The organism is Pseudomonas sp. FP2294 (genome assembly GCF_030687625.1).
Classification (GTDB): Bacteria; Pseudomonadota; Gammaproteobacteria; order Pseudomonadales; family Pseudomonadaceae; genus Aquipseudomonas; species Aquipseudomonas shahriarae.
This window is the reverse complement of sequence record NZ_CP117441.1, coordinates 2,158,224-2,170,729: the sequence shown is the minus strand read 5'-3', so window position 1 is coordinate 2,170,729 and position 12,506 is coordinate 2,158,224. Positions and strand designations below refer to the sequence as shown.

The window sequence follows — 12,506 nt, the reverse complement described above, 5'->3', positions numbered from 1 at the left end:
ATCAGATAAGCAAGTTGAACTTCCGAGAATCATGCAACTTGCAAGAACCAGGCATAGAGGGCGGGCGTTATGCACTCCCAGGACCGGCACCGCCAACCCCTGTGGGAGCGGGCTTGCCCGCGATGGCGGCGTGTCAGTCACCGAATGCTTGGGCTGATCTACCGCTATCGCGAGCACGCCGGCTCCCACATTTGACCGAGGTGACCTGGAGAATGGCCTACATGAATTTTCTTTTAGAAACCTCGCTGGCATTTCTTGGCAAAATGCCCCACTCCCGTGTGACCAGGTAACCTGTATGACCCGCATTTTGACCATCGAAGACGACGCCGTGACGGCCCGCGAGATCGTCGCTGAGTTAAGCAGTCATGGACTGGACGTGGACTGGGTCGACAACGGCCGCGAAGGTCTGACGCGGGCAGTCAGTGGCGATTACGACCTGATCACCCTCGATCGCATGCTCCCGGAGCTCGATGGCCTGGCCATTGTCACCACCTTGCGCACCCTCGGCGTGTCGACGCCGATCCTGATGATCAGCGCCCTCTCCGACGTGGATGAACGGGTACGCGGCCTGCGCGCCGGTGGCGATGACTACCTGACCAAACCCTTTGCTTCCGACGAGATGGCCGCGCGGGTCGAGGTGCTGCTGCGCCGCAACAACGCGGTCAAGGCCGCGCAAACCGCCCTGCGCGTGGCCGACCTGGAACTGAACCTGATCAGCCGCGAGGCCAGCCGTGCCGACCAGCCGCTGAGCCTGCTGCCGACCGAGTACAAGTTGCTGGAATTCCTGATGCGCAACACCGGGCAGATCCTCTCGCGGATGATGATCTTCGAGGAAGTCTGGGGTTATCACTTCGACCCGGGGACCAACCTGATCGACGTGCACATTGGCCGCCTGCGCAAGAAAATCGACCCGCCGGGCCTGACGCCGCTGATCCGCACGGTACGAGGTTCGGGCTATGTCATTGCTGAACCCGTCTAACGGCTGGCGCTCGTCCAGCAGCCGTCTGCTGGCACTGTACAGCTCGCTGTTCGTGGCCTGGAGCTGCATCCTCATGGGGGTGCTGTATTACGAGGTCTCGGGTTATCTGGGCAACCTGTCGCGCCACTCGCTGATGCAGCGCCAGCATCTGTTCCAGCGTTTCAACGGCGCGCAACTGGATGAAGCCCTGGCCACCAGCATGACCTTCGATATGAAGGGCATGGATGCCTATGGCCTGTTCGATGGGCAACAACGCCCCCTCAGCGGCCCGCTCCAGCAGATCCCCGCAGGCTTGCCCCTGGACGGGCGCATCCATGCCTTGGCCAACTGCATCGAATCGGATGACCCGAAACTGCCCCGGGGCAGCTGCGACGCCGTGGCAACCCACACCCAGGATGGCCGCTGGCTGGTGCTGGTGCGCGACAACGGTTCGTTGCTGGGCGTGACGCGGATCATCCTGCAAGCCCTGCTCTGGGCGATCTCCCTGACCATCATCCCCGGCGTCGCCAGCTGGCATCTGCTGCGCCGGCGCCCGCTGCGGCGGATTCGCGGGATCCAGGCCAGCGCCGAAGCCATCGTCGCCGGCGACCTGACCCACCGCCTGCCGCTGTCCAACCGCCGCGATGAACTGGACATGCTCGCGGCCATCGTCAATGCCATGCTTGAGCGTATTGAAAAGCTGATGAACGAGGTCAAGGGCGTGTGCGACAACATTGCCCACGACCTGCGCACCCCACTGACCCGCTTGCGTGCGCAGCTGTACCGGATCAAGCAGCAGACCGATGAAGGTTCGCCGCAGGCCCTGCAGCTTGATGAAGTCATCAGCGAGACCGACACCCTGATGGCGCGCTTTCGCGGCCTGTTGCGCATCTCCGAGCTGGAAGACCGTCAACGACGCTCCGGTTTCCTGGTCTTCGATCCCCTGCCCTTGCTCCAGGAACTGCATGATTTCTACCTGCCACTGGCGGAAGAAGGCCAGTTGGAGCTGCTGCTGCAAGTCCCCGAATCATTGCCGCCGATCACCGGTGACCGCGCACTGTTGTTCGAGGCCCTGGCCAACCTGCTGAGCAATTCGATCAAGTTCACCCCGCCGGGCGGCGAAGTGATTCTGCGCGGGCTCGACCAGGCAGGCAGTGCGCGCATCGAGGTACTGGACTCCGGCCCGGGAATCCCGGAAACGGAACGCGCGGTGGTATTCCAGCGGTTTTACCGGGTCGACGGTGGTCAGCAGGGCAGCTTTGGCCTGGGCCTGTCGATTGTGGCGGCGATCGTCAACCTGCATGGCTTCGGCCTGGAAGTCGGCAGTAGCGAGCGTGGGGGCGCGCGGTTGACCCTGGAGTGCCGCACACAACAGCCGCTGTAGGAGCCGGCTTGCCGGCGATAGTGGCGGATCAGGCCGGGAAGTTTTTGCGCAGGGCCTCGACGCCGCCGGTGTAGACGCCGCTGAACAGCTCTTCCAACTCGGCATCCGTCACACCGGCAATCGGAGTGAACACACCGGACCAAGTGACTTTGGCCGAATGCTCACCCAACGCTTCAACCTGCAATGTCGCCAAATAGGCACTGACCGGAAACGGCGATTCGCTGATGGTGTAGCTGTAAGTGCGCGCAACGTTGTCAAAGGTCTGCAAGTGCTCGACCACCACGGCGCCATCCGCCGTTTGCAGGTGACGCACGCGCCCGCCTTCACCCGGCTCGCTCTTGGCAATCAATGGCAGCCAGTCAGGCAACGAGTTGAACCCGCCGACCAATTGCCAGACTTGATCGGCCGAGACCGGGATTTCAATGACAGCAGCTGCTTTGGCCACGATAAAACTCCACGACAGGGGAAAAAGCCAGGCAGCTTACGCTGCCTGGTGGTGTTGGCGCTATTGGCCGATCAGCCATGGGCCGACTTGGCACACTCGCAGCCGGTCGCCGATTCGCACGGCTCGCCATGGGCATGGTGCTCGGCACAACCCTGGCAGCAATAGCCCTTGCCGTCTTTGATCACAGCGTTCGGCCCCAGTACACATTTGCAATGCGGGCAAGCACAGGTTGGATCTGGCATGTTAAGACTCCTTTTTCATGGTCGTCCTGGTGCAGCGAATGCTGGCACCTTAAGCAGTGACTCCCGCCCGCCACCCAAGGTTCAGCGCCGTTAATCAGCCTGGCGTGCACTGCTGCGGTACATGAACACCAGTGCCAACGCCAGGCACAGCATCGCCAGCACCCGGCTGCCGGACAGTTCGATGGCGGTGTTGCCCAGCCAGCCGAAGTTGTCGATCAGCATGCCCATGGCCAATTGGCCGACGATCACCGCGACCGTCGCCACCGCCGTGCCCACGATCGGCACCGCACCGACCATCACCATCATGTACACCACACCGAACAACGCCCCGGTCAGTTGCCACTTGGGCACCTCCAACAGGCTGACGGCCTGGGCCGGTTCGAAGAACAGGATCAGCAGGCCAGTCACCAGCGTGCCCACCGAGAACGTCACCAGACTGCTGCGCAACACACCGACGGTTTGCCCCAGGCGCCCATTGATCGCCGCCTGCACACTCAACACCGCGCCGGCGGCAACCACCAGCACCAACAATAGAAGCAGATTCATCGCCTTAACCCCGCGCAATCAAAACAAGAGCCACCACAATCAACAGCAGCGCAATCCAGCGTTCACCGTTGACCCGCTTGCGGGCAGTGCCGAACCAGCCAAAGTGGTCGATCAGCACACTCTTGCCGACCTGCCCGGAGAGGATCGCGATCATGGTCATGGCAATGCCGATATGGGGCGTGGCCAGGGTCAGCACCACCACATACATCGGCCCCAGAAACCCACCGATCAGCTGCCAGCGCGGCAGTTCGTTGAGGGCCGGACCTTGTTGTGGGCCGCTGAACAGCAGCAGCAACAGGAGGATCGCCGTGCCCACCGCGAAGATGCTCAAGGTCGCCCACAAGTGCCCCACCTGGGCACCCAACGGCCCCAGCAACCCGGCCTCCACCGACAGGCCCATGCCTGCCAGGATCACCAGCGGCAACAGCAGCAGCCCCAGGCGGTTTTTCGGTCGGGCCCGGGCCGCGGCCTCAAGAGAAGAACTTTGCATACAGCACCTACAGGTCAGAAGAACAATGACGCGCATTATCCGGTGGCACACCTGTGCGATAAATGGGAGCATGCGGACAACACCTTTGCGCAATACGCACAGCATGGAGTGACGATGCAGGGCTTCAACGAGCTGAGCTTCAAGGCGCTACGCCTGTTTGTCGCGGTGCTGGACCACGGCAGCTTCTCTGAAGTCGCACGCCGCGAAGGCCTGGCGCCCTCTTCCATCTCCCGGCAGATCCAGTTGATGGAACAGGCCCTGAGCCAGCAATTGCTGTATCGGCATACCCGTGCGGTCAGCCCCACGGAAGCCGGGCGCTTGCTCGGGCATCATGCGCGCTTGATGCTGCAACAGCTGGAAGAAGCCGGGCAGGCCCTGCAGGAACAGGAAAGCGAGCCCAGCGGCCTGGTGCGCATCAATGCGCCCATGGTGTTCGGCCAGCGCCACCTGTCACCCTGGCTGGCCGAGTTGTGCCAGCGATACCCCAAGCTGCAACTGGATATCCAGCAGACCGACACCTACGTCGATCCCCTGCAGGAAGGCGCCGACTTGTTGTTCCGTATCGGTGTGCTCAACGATTCCGGAATGCAGGCGCGTATTTTCGCGCCCCAGCGCTACCGGATCGCCGCCAGCCCCGACTACCTGGCGCGCTTTGGCACCCCACGCCATCCCGATGAACTGCTCAATCACCAGTGCCTGGCGTACAAGGGCGTGAACGGCCAGCAGCGTTGGTTCTTCCGCCGCGCCCAGGACGACTGGACGCCCTATACAGTCAAGGGCCAGATCACCGGCAACCACGCAGACACCCTGGCGCGCGCCGCCGAACAGGGCCTGGGGTTCGTGGTGTTCCCTTCGTGGCTGATCGGCGACAGCCTGCGCGCCGGACGCTTGCAGGCGGTGCTGACCGAATATGAAGTGGCTACCACCCTGGAGCCGCAGCAGATTGCCGCGCTGTGGCCCGGCAGCCGGCGGTTGTCGGTGAAGGTGCGCACGGTCATCGACTTCTTTGTCGAACGCTTCGGCAACGTGCCCTACTGGGACCGCTGACTCAGAACAGCCACTGGCCGATCAGCCAGGCGTTGGCGCCGCTGATCACACTAAACAGGCTCCAGGCCAGGATCCTGGTGGGCAGGCGATTGACGAACGGCCCCATCAGTTGCCGGTCGCCGGTCATGCGGATCAACGGGTACAGGGCAAAGGGCAACTGCAGGCTGAGCACCACCTGGCTGAGGATCAGCAACTTGCCAATGGCATCATCGCCCATCAACCACACCCCGAGAAACGCCGGGATCAGCGCCAGGCCACGGGTGATCAGGCGGCGTTGCCAGCAAGGAATGCGCAGATTGAGGTAACCCTCCATGATCACCTGGCCGGCGATGGTGCCGGTGAAGGTCGAGCTTTGCCCGGACGCCAGCAAGGCAATGCCGAACAGGATACTGGCAAAGGCGCCGCCCACCAGCGGGTCCAGCAGGTGGTAGGCGTCCTGGATTTCCACGACCTCGGTATGACCGCTCTGGTGGAATGCCGCGGCGGCCAGCACCAGGATCGCCGAGTTGACCAGCAAGGCCAGGGCCAGGGAACCGATGGTGTCGATACGCGCCAGCTTGACCGCGTCCTGGCGGCTGGCCAGGTCTTTGCCGAACAGGCGGGTTTGCACGATGGACGTGTGCAGATACAGGTTATGTGGCATCACGGTGGCCCCGAGGATACCAATGGCCAGGTACAACGGCGCCGCATCGCTGATCGCCGAGAGCGACGGCGTGAAGCCACGCATGACATCCGGCCAATAGGGTTTGATCAACACCAGTTCGACAAAGAAACACACACCGATGGTCGCCACCAGCGCCAGCATGATCGCTTCCAGGCGCCGGAAGCCGCGGTTTTGCAGGGCCAGGATCAGCAGCGTGTCAAACGCGGTAATGACAATACCGGTGGTCAGCGATACCCCCAGCAACAGGTGGAACGCCAGGGCGCAGCCGAGGACTTCGGCCAGGTCGGTGGCGATAATCGAGATTTCCGCCAGCACCCATTGCGTGCGCGCTGAACGCCGGCTGTAGCGTTCGCGGCACAGCTGCGCCAGGTCCTTGCCGGTGGCGATGCCCAGCCGCGAACACAGGCACTGCACCGCCATCCCCGCGAGGCTGGCGAGCAACACCACAAACAGCAGATTGTAGCCATAGCGCGACCCGGCCTCGATGGCCGTGGCCCAGTTGCCGGGGTCCATGTAGCCGATGGAAATCAGCAGGCCGGGACCGGCAAACTGCAGCACCCGTTTGAAAAACGGCGCACGGGGATCGACGGGGATGGTGCCCGCCACTTCCGGAGGGCAAAACGGGGCGGTCGCAATTTTCGGCAGGCTGAATTTCACGCGGGGTACCCGGCAGACACACAAGACAAGGACGCAGCTTAGCAGTCAGGCGAGACCGTGCGCATCAGCGTTTCCCGAGGCAGGTCGAACGCCTCGACCACCTGCACCACCAGGTCCATTTCCTGATTCAACGCCTCGCGCTCCATGCGCTGGCGAATCACCCCCAGCACCAGCACCGCCAGGGTCGTGATGGAATACGCCGGCCCGGAAAACGCCCGTACCCCGCTCACCAGCAGCATGGCCGCCGCCAGCGCCTGCCCCACCACCGGAATCGCCGTGGCCGCACCGCGCCGCAGGATAAACCCGGTCAACCCGGCCAGCGCCGTTCCGCTCAAGGCGGTGGTGGCCGAGCGGCCGACATCGAAACGGTGGAAAAACCCCTGTTCCTTTTGCGCGGCGGCCCGGAGTTCGGCCTCGAACACCTGGCGGTCGGCCTGGCTGAGTTTGTCCTTGTACTGTTCGATCAGGGTCTCGGCGACCCGCTCTTCCAGGCTCACCAGGGCCACGCTGTCGATCGGCTGGTCAAACTTGATACCGACGCGCAGGGCCACGTCCTGGGCCAATTGGCGGTAACTCACGCCGTGCCCACGGGCCAGGTTCATAAAGCTGTCACCGCCCATGCGCTGCAACTCGATGGCCAACTGCAGTGGGTCGCGCACATCCGCAGCGATGGTCGCACTGCGCTTGGCGGCCATCAGCTCGGCGAGGAACTGCAACTCTGGCGCCCGGGCCTGGAGCAGCACCGGATACAGGTCCACATCCTCTTCGGCAAAGCGCACCTCGGCACTGCGCTGGTCCGCACGGATCATGCCTCGGCGCTCTTGCAGCAAGTCGGTGTACTGCACCACGGTCTGCAACTGCGGCCAGTAGGCAGCGTGGTCGAACGTGACCAGATGCACATTGGTCACTTTGCCCTTGAGGGATGGCGTCAGGGGGATGGCATAGCGGCCAATACAGCGCTCGGTATCCGGCTTGAGCGCCAGGGCCCAGTCCTTGCTGGAGTGGCAATTGATCACGCGCCCCTTGAGCGGTGCCGACACCTGCTCCCAGGGGCTGGACGTGCAAATCGCCCCGCCCATCAACAACAGGTGATTGAGGGGCAGTTCCCGGGCCAGCTCCGGGCTGGCCAACAGGCTCTTGACCAGCAGGCGTGCGCCCAGGGAGTGGCCGATCAGGTTGATCTGACGGACCTCGATCGACTCGGCGTGCAGGTAGTTGGCCAGCTCCGCCAACAGCGTCCTGGCCACCTCGTCCACCCGCGCCTCGACACTTTTGTAGTGATCGAGAAAATAACCCACCGCCTTGCCCAGACCCACGGTCGCCGCGCCCAGGCTGCCGCCGCCGAGCATCGAGGCAATGATGTCCTTGAAGGGGGCGAAGAGGTTTTCCAGGAAATGCCCGGCCGGCCAGAACAGCATCAGGTTGGTCGAACCCTCGATCCCCGCCAGCTGCGCCTGGAAACTGGCCAGTTGTTGCTGGTTGAAAAACGCAGAATAACCATGGACATAGAGATTGAGCACCTGCCCCTGGGGCTCGCCGCACAGCACGAACGAGGGCTTGCGGGTGCGGTGCATTTCATCCCACTGGTGTTGCATGAGGCGTTGGCTCCTGGTGAAAACGCATGGCGATAGTAACAAGAATTGGCGCAGGACCTGGCCCTGTAAAGGACTGCATCCAGCACAATAGGTGGCGAAGTTGTCGATCTTGACCTGCCCGTCCGGGAACGTCGCCCGGATGTAGTTGCGCAAGGTCGGTACGACGCTCCATCTTGGAAACCGCCGCCTGGTTGATATCTAATGCCTTGGCCAGGCTTTCCTGGCTCAACAGGCGCTGGCGCAATGCGTCGTGCCTTGGCAAAAATTCAGATTCAACAGCGTAAAAGCGCGCTCTAATAGCGCCCTGTCGATTCGCCTCAAAGATTCTGGAGTAAGCGATGCCCCATGAAGGCAACCTGTTACAAGCGGCCGTAGTTTTCCTGTTGGCGGCGGTGCTGACCGTGCCTCTGGCCAAGCGCCTGCAATTGGGCGCGGTGCTGGGCTATCTGTTCGCCGGTGTGATCATCGGCCCCTCGGTGCTGGGGCTGGTGGGCAATCCGCAAAGTGTCGCGCAGTTCTCCGAGCTGGGGGTGGTGTTGTTGCTGTTCATCATCGGCCTGGAACTGTCGCCAAAACGCCTGTGGGTGATGCGCAAGGCGGTGTTTGGCGTGGGCCTGGCGCAGGTGCTGCTGACCGCGATGGTGATAGGTGCAGTAGCGCTCTGGGCCTTTGGTCAGTCGTGGAATAGCGCGATTGTGCTGGGCCTGGGCCTGGCGCTGTCCTCCACCGCCTTCGGCCTGCAAAGCCTGGCCGAACGCAAGGAACTGAACAGCCCCCACGGGCGCCTGGCCTTTGCGATCCTGCTGTTCCAGGACATCGCGGCGATCCCATTGATCGCCATGGTGCCGCTGCTGGCCGGCAGCGACCACACCACCACTGCCGCCCAGGACCTGAACCACGGTTTGCAGGTACTGGGCAGCATCGCCGTGGTGATCATCGGCGGTCGCTACCTGTTGCGGCCGGTGTTTCGTATTGTCGCCAAGACCGGCCTGCGCGAAGTGTCCACCGCCACCGCGCTGCTGGTGGTGATCGGCACCGCCTGGCTGATGGAGCTGGTGGGCGTGTCCATGGCCCTCGGCGCATTCCTCGCCGGCCTGCTGCTGGCCGACTCGGAATACCGCCACGAACTGGAATCGCAGATCGAGCCGTTCAAGGGCCTGCTGCTGGGGTTGTTCTTTATCAGCGTGGGCATGGGCGCCAATATCGGCCTGTTGTTCAGCACGCCCTTCGTGGTGCTGGGCCTGACCCTGCTGCTGATCGCCATCAAGTTGCCGCTGCTGTACGCAGTCGGGCAGATGGTCGGCGAGCTGAACCGCGAGAGCGCGGTGCGCCTGGGCGTGGTCCTGGCGGCCGGCGGTGAGTTTGCCTTTGTGGTGTTCAAGATCGGCCGCGACCAAGGCCTGTTTGCCCCGCACCTGTACGATGTGCTGGTGCTGACCATCACCCTGTCCATGGCCCTCACCCCGCTCCTGCTACTGCTGTGCCCGAAGCTGTTCCGGCCCAAGACCAAGCCGGTGGACGTGCCGGAAGAATACCGCGCGATCGAGAGCGATGCGCCGCGCGTGGTGATCGCCGGGATGGGCCGGATGGGGCAGATCGTGGCGCGGATCCTGCGGGCGCAGAACATTTCGTTTATCGCCCTCGACACCTCGGTGGAAACCATCGATCTGACCCGCAGTTTCGGCGGCATGCCGGTGTTCTACGGCGATCCCCAGCGCCCAGAGATCCTGCACGCGGCCAAGGTCGACCAGGCCGAGTACTTCGTGATTGCCATGGATGATCCGGAAATCAACATCAAGACCGCCGAGCTGGTGCGCAATCTGTACCCGCACATGAAGATCATCGCCCGCGCCCGTAACCGCCAGCACGTACACCGCCTGGTGGACCTGGACGCGTCACCGGTGCGCGAAACCTTCTATTCCAGCCTGGAAATGAGCCGCCGCACCCTGGTCGGCCTGGGCCTGAGCGAGACCCAGGCCGATGCACGGATCAACCGCTTCAAGCACCACGACCTGCAATTGCTGGCGGCCCAGCACGCGGTGTACGACGACGCGGCCAAGGTGATGCAGTCGGCCCAGGAAGCCCGTGCGGAACTGGCGCGGTTGTTTGAAATGGACCGCCTCGAAGAGGAATCCGCAAAGGTCTGAGGATGGATCCGAACGAAATTGCGAATTTTCTGACAGAATATGGCGCAATTTCGTTCATCCATTGGAAGACCTCATGCTCACCCTCAGCAAAATCGCCACCCGCCTGGCCCTGGCGCTGACCGTCAGCCTGGGCGCCAGCCCGCTGTTCGCGGCAGCCAAGCCGGCCGCCGCGCCGCCGGACGACTTCCAGATCGTCTCGACCCTGGACGGCAAATTCACCTTCACCCTGCCCAAGGGCTATGTCGCCGATGCCCTGCCTGCCGGCGCGCAAGCCCAGGGCACCGCTGGCGCCAACGGCACGATGTATATCAACCAGGCCTCAAAAAGCGTGGTGGTGGTGGCCCAGACCCTGCGCAATGACGGGATCGACTTGAAGGACGACGAACCGCTGTTTCTCGACAGCGCGGTCGAGGGTTTCCTCAAGGACGTCGGCACCAGCCTGCCGGACTACAAGAAACTGACGCAGAAAAAACTGCTGATCAAAGGCGTGGGCCTGCGCCAGATTGATGGCACGGCCACCATGGGCGGCGGCAAGACCTTGAACTCGACCTTCCTCGCAGGCTCCGGCAACCGGTTGCTGGTGATCCAGGCCATTTCCCGGGCCGAGGATGTGACCGGGCATGGACTGCTGGTCAGGCAGATCACCAGCGGCAAGTGACATCCCCCTAGGAACCACACATCCAATGTGGGAGCGGGCTTGCCCGCGATCGCGGTGTATCAGCCAATACATAGGCTGACTGACACGCCGCCATCGCGGGCAAGCCCGCTCCCACTTTGTTTATTGCATTCCCCCCTACGGCTTGCGTAGCAGGTAGGTATCCATGATCCAGCCATTGGCCTGGCGCGCCGCCTTGCGCACGCGCTCGATTTCCTCGGCCACCTCGGCCACCTTGCCGCTGATCAGGATTTCATCCGGCGTGCCCAGGTACGCGCCCCAGTAAATCTCCAGGTCCTGGTCCGCGACGCTGCGGTAGGAGTCCTCGGCGTCGAGCATCACCACCAGGGTATCGGCATCGCTGGCCTGCCCCGCCGCGAGCCGGCGCCCGGTGGTGATCTCGATGGACCGGCCAATGCGGTTCAACGGCACTTTGTGCTGGGCCGCCAGGGCCTGGACGCTGGTAATCCCGGGGATGACCTCGAACTCAAACTCACTGCCGCCACTGGCCAGGATCGCCTGCAGGATGCGGATGGTGCTGTCGTACAACGCCGGGTCGCCCCAGGCCAGGAAAGCGCCCACTTCGCCGTCGGCCATTTCCTGGTTGATCATGCGCTCGAACGTCTGTTGCTTGTCGCGATTCAGATCCTGCACGGCCGTGGTGTAGTCGATCTCGCCACGCACACGCTCGGGGCAGTCGGCTTCGACAAAGCGATAGGTGCGGTCGGCGTCGATATAGGTCTGGCAGATTTCCCGGCGCAGGTCGATCAGCTTGTCCTTGCTCTGGCCCTTGTCCATCAGGAAAAACACGTCGGTGCGGTTAAGCGCCTTCACCGCCTGCATCGTGATGTAGTCGGGGTTGCCGGCGCCAATGCCGATGATCAGGATCTTTTTCATGAAGGGGTTCTCAGTGCGGGGCTGCGATTTTGCCATGTTCGCGCGGCTCAGGTCTCGCGTGTTTCCAGGCGCAGGCGCCACACACCGTTGAAACGCAGTTCGGTGGAGGACAACGGCTCCACATCTATCCGGTTGAACATAGCCAGCGGGCCTTGCATGACGTAGAGCAACGCGGCGCGGATCACAAAGGGGTGGGTCACCGCCACGACATGGCCCGGGATCTGCTCCAGGGTGTGCAGCCACTGCCCGACCCGTTCACACACTTGTGCAACGGATTCGCCGCCATGGGGAGCGGCCGTGCTGTCCGTCAACCAGGCCTGCAAAGCCTCGGGTTCGGCTTGCTCTATCTCATCCAGGCGCTGCCCTCGCCATCGCCCGAAATCACAGTCGCGCAGGGCCTCGTCTACCTGCGGGTGCTCGCCAAACAGCAGGGCCGTCTGCCGGGCGCGCAGCTCGGGGCCGCACAGCAAACGGGGGGCGCGCTTGAAGCGCTTTGCCTGGGCCAACGGCATCTGCTGCTCCTCCGTCTCCAACGGTTCATCCAAGGCAAAACGCGAGCGTTTGCGGGCCTGGGTGCTGGCGTGGGCAATCAGGGTCAAGCGAGTGGCCGGCATACAAAGCTCCACGGGTTAAGTGATTTCTAGATGTCACAGCGATCCAGGCAAGTCGCGCCACTGTAGGCCGCCCACACGCCGTAAACCAGCCCCTGTGGATCGCGCTTGAAGGCGCTTACAACCTGCAGCGGAACTGATGCTCGTCGCTCATCACCCAGTCATTGC

Annotated in this window: 13 protein-coding genes and 1 pseudogene; 5 read left to right on the top strand and 9 right to left on the bottom strand. The window is 63.1% G+C overall.

The genetic code is table 11. The features are described from left to right. Positions 1-295 precede the first annotated feature (295 nt). Positions 296-979, top strand: a complete 684-nt coding sequence (locus tag PSH73_RS09585; RefSeq protein WP_057439073.1) for a response regulator transcription factor — start codon at positions 296-298, stop codon at positions 977-979. After that, positions 957-2,342 (top strand): HAMP domain-containing sensor histidine kinase, encoded by a 1,386-nt coding sequence (locus PSH73_RS09580; protein ID WP_305462344.1) that lies wholly within the window; start codon positions 957-959, stop codon positions 2,340-2,342. The genes PSH73_RS09585 and PSH73_RS09580 overlap by 23 nt, the downstream gene beginning before the upstream one ends. Before the next feature lie 28 nt (positions 2,343-2,370). Here the strand turns inward: PSH73_RS09580 and PSH73_RS09575 are convergent, their stop codons facing one another. The 4 genes from PSH73_RS09575 to PSH73_RS09560 all read right to left on the bottom strand — a co-directional run bounded on the left by PSH73_RS09575 (position 2,371) and on the right by PSH73_RS09560 (position 4,065). After that, positions 2,371-2,787, bottom strand: coding sequence for an SRPBCC family protein (locus PSH73_RS09575; RefSeq protein WP_128593414.1), 417 nt, complete (start codon positions 2,785-2,787; stop codon positions 2,371-2,373). A 71-nt stretch (positions 2,788-2,858) separates the two neighbouring features. Further along, positions 2,859-3,029: a metallothionein gene (locus PSH73_RS09570; protein WP_081044213.1), complete on the bottom strand. Its 171-nt coding sequence runs from the start codon at positions 3,027-3,029 to the stop codon at positions 2,859-2,861. Between the two features lie 90 nt (positions 3,030-3,119). Continuing rightward, a complete protein-coding gene (locus PSH73_RS09565; RefSeq protein ID WP_057439075.1) occupies positions 3,120-3,575 on the bottom strand; it encodes a DMT family transporter in 456 nt (151 codons plus the stop codon). Between the two features lie 4 nt (positions 3,576-3,579). Next, positions 3,580-4,065 (bottom strand): DMT family transporter, encoded by a 486-nt coding sequence (locus PSH73_RS09560; protein ID WP_200656892.1) that lies wholly within the window; start codon positions 4,063-4,065, stop codon positions 3,580-3,582. Positions 4,066-4,179: 114 nt separating this feature from the next. On the opposite strand from PSH73_RS09560, the gene PSH73_RS09555 reads away from it, so the two are divergent. Next, the gene (locus tag PSH73_RS09555) at positions 4,180-5,112 is read left to right on the top strand and encodes a LysR family transcriptional regulator (protein ID WP_057959192.1); all 933 of its coding nucleotides are present in this window, start codon (positions 4,180-4,182) and stop codon (positions 5,110-5,112) included. Between the two features lies 1 nt (position 5,113). Here the strand turns inward: PSH73_RS09555 and PSH73_RS09550 are convergent, their stop codons facing one another. The 3 genes and pseudogenes from PSH73_RS09550 to PSH73_RS09540 all read right to left on the bottom strand — a co-directional run. Next, complete coding sequence (locus PSH73_RS09550; RefSeq protein WP_057444760.1) at positions 5,114-6,433, bottom strand: Nramp family divalent metal transporter; 1,320 nt, start codon at positions 6,431-6,433, stop codon at positions 5,114-5,116. Positions 6,434-6,471: 38 nt separating this feature from the next. Next, a complete protein-coding gene (locus tag PSH73_RS09545) occupies positions 6,472-8,028 on the bottom strand; it encodes a DUF726 domain-containing protein (RefSeq protein ID WP_305462696.1) in 1,557 nt (518 codons plus the stop codon). Positions 8,029-8,121: 93 nt separating this feature from the next. After that, positions 8,122-8,326, bottom strand: a pseudogene (locus PSH73_RS09540) (helix-turn-helix domain-containing protein); the annotation flags it as partial. 40 nt (positions 8,327-8,366) lie between these two features. Here PSH73_RS09540 and PSH73_RS09535 point away from each other — a divergent pair. Together PSH73_RS09535 and PSH73_RS09530 are read left to right on the top strand one after the other, a co-directional pair. Further along, the gene (locus tag PSH73_RS09535; RefSeq protein WP_057959191.1) at positions 8,367-10,175 is read left to right on the top strand and encodes a monovalent cation:proton antiporter-2 (CPA2) family protein; all 1,809 of its coding nucleotides are present in this window, start codon (positions 8,367-8,369) and stop codon (positions 10,173-10,175) included. A gap of 73 nt (positions 10,176-10,248) precedes the next feature. Further along, positions 10,249-10,833 (top strand): hypothetical protein, encoded by a 585-nt coding sequence (locus PSH73_RS09530; RefSeq protein WP_057959190.1) that lies wholly within the window; start codon positions 10,249-10,251, stop codon positions 10,831-10,833. A gap of 135 nt (positions 10,834-10,968) precedes the next feature. Here PSH73_RS09530 and cobF read toward each other — a convergent pair whose 3' ends face one another. Together cobF and PSH73_RS09520 are read right to left on the bottom strand one after the other, a co-directional pair. Further along, entirely contained in the window at positions 10,969-11,727 is a 759-nt protein-coding gene (gene cobF / locus PSH73_RS09525) for a precorrin-6A synthase (deacetylating) (RefSeq protein ID WP_115127943.1), read from the bottom strand. A 47-nt stretch (positions 11,728-11,774) separates the two neighbouring features. Next, positions 11,775-12,341: a histidine phosphatase family protein gene (locus PSH73_RS09520; RefSeq protein WP_128593409.1), complete on the bottom strand. Its 567-nt coding sequence runs from the start codon at positions 12,339-12,341 to the stop codon at positions 11,775-11,777. Positions 12,342-12,506: the final 165 nt, after the last annotated feature.

Bases quoted from the DNA above. Each gene is read 5' to 3' on its own strand.
- PSH73_RS09585 (WP_057439073.1), top strand. From the start codon at position 296: ATGACCCGCATTTTGACCATCGAAGACGACGCCGTGACGGCCCGCGAG.
- PSH73_RS09580 (WP_305462344.1), top strand. From the start codon at position 957: ATGTCATTGCTGAACCCGTCTAACGGCTGGCGCTCGTCCAGCAGCCGT.
- PSH73_RS09570 (WP_081044213.1), bottom strand. From the start codon at position 3,029: ATGCCAGATCCAACCTGTGCTTGCCCGCATTGCAAATGTGTACTGGGG.
- PSH73_RS09565 (WP_057439075.1), bottom strand. From the start codon at position 3,575: ATGAATCTGCTTCTATTGTTGGTGCTGGTGGTTGCCGCCGGCGCGGTG.
- PSH73_RS09560 (WP_200656892.1), bottom strand. From the start codon at position 4,065: ATGCAAAGTTCTTCTCTTGAGGCCGCGGCCCGGGCCCGACCGAAAAAC.
- PSH73_RS09555 (WP_057959192.1), top strand. From the start codon at position 4,180: ATGCAGGGCTTCAACGAGCTGAGCTTCAAGGCGCTACGCCTGTTTGTC.
- PSH73_RS09545 (WP_305462696.1), bottom strand. From the start codon at position 8,028: ATGCAACACCAGTGGGATGAAATGCACCGCACCCGCAAGCCCTCGTTC.
- PSH73_RS09535 (WP_057959191.1), top strand. From the start codon at position 8,367: ATGCCCCATGAAGGCAACCTGTTACAAGCGGCCGTAGTTTTCCTGTTG.
- PSH73_RS09530 (WP_057959190.1), top strand. From the start codon at position 10,249: ATGCTCACCCTCAGCAAAATCGCCACCCGCCTGGCCCTGGCGCTGACC.
- cobF (WP_115127943.1), bottom strand. From the start codon at position 11,727: ATGAAAAAGATCCTGATCATCGGCATTGGCGCCGGCAACCCCGACTAC.
- PSH73_RS09520 (WP_128593409.1), bottom strand. From the start codon at position 12,341: ATGCCGGCCACTCGCTTGACCCTGATTGCCCACGCCAGCACCCAGGCC.